Origin of the sequence: Marinitoga hydrogenitolerans DSM 16785, from assembly GCF_900129175.1 — a bacterium.
Taxonomy (GTDB): Bacteria; Thermotogota; Thermotogae; order Petrotogales; family Petrotogaceae; genus Marinitoga; species Marinitoga hydrogenitolerans.
The window spans coordinates 1-1,138 of the sequence record NZ_FQUI01000086.1 but is presented as its reverse complement, the minus strand read 5'-3'; the positions used below and the strand labels follow the sequence as shown (position 1 = coordinate 1,138).

Sequence of the window (1,138 nt, the reverse complement as noted above, 5' to 3'; positions counted from 1 at the left end):
TATTCTTAAACAACTCAGTGATGAGTTTTTTTCTTGCTATGAAAAATAAGCAGCCTCCGTCAGAAGACATACCTTCGGTAGAATATGGAAGATTATTATACAAATTATTTATCAGATTTTTCTCTGAAAAATCTGACATCATTAAATTAAAAAAATACATCTTTTCATAATTATTTGAGAAGTATTTAATGATTTTATCTTTATCTCCTTTGAATATCAATCTTAAAATATGACTCTTTGTAAAATATGGTTTTTCTATTAATGCACAATATGTTGCGAAAAATAATTCCGGTATTTTTATTTTCTTTTCATTTTTAAATTTAATTATATTTTCCTTAAAGGTTTTATTTATGTGCATCTTATACAACTCATTTTTTATTTCAAACGGATATGTTTTTTTATATGTCAAACCATATTTTTGAATAAATTTTTTTAAATCTATAGCATTTAAAGATTTAGTTCTTAATCTTTTTTTGCTTTTTTTATAAATAAAAAAATACAATCTTTTATTTAATGTATATTCTTCTATTTTGAAATCTGGATATTGTATATTTCCCAGAAGTATTTTTAAATCTGGAAATGTTATCAAAGCATTATAAATAATTTTTAAAAGGCTAAGAACTCTTATATCATTGTTTAATTGTTTTACATTTATAATAGTATCAAGCCAATTAGAAATATAATTAAAATCCTCAAAATAATAACCAGTATAATACTCCAACAAATTTGCAGTATATAATGCTTTCTTCTTATTAATCTTTCTTATCCACCATGTTGCAGAATTTAATCCTGCACATATCATTGCAGGATGATTAAATCTTTTTGCATGTAAAAAACCATTTATAAAATAATCATAAGCTTTATTATATTTTCCTTCAGATAATAACTTTCTGGCTTTTGAATATTCAATTATTGCTTTTTGAACATAACTTTCCTCATATGAATCACCGTAACATTTCAAAACTTCAAAATCTTGATTTAACTTCTCAGCTAAAGCTTTTAATCCAGGTATAATTATTTTTCTTGCATATGGGGAAAGATTGGGCTCTTTCCAAAGTTACTTGAATAAACTGTGATTATGCTTAGATTAGTTTAATTATGTTCAATCAACAGAATTTTATTTTTTAATGTTTCAAAT

The 1,138-nt window shown here is 23.3% G+C and carries 1 pseudogene; it reads right to left on the bottom strand.

Annotated features, from left to right (window positions below):
- Positions 1–961, bottom strand: a pseudogene (locus BUA62_RS11260) (hypothetical protein); the annotation flags it as partial.
- Positions 962–1,138 lie beyond the last annotated feature (177 nt).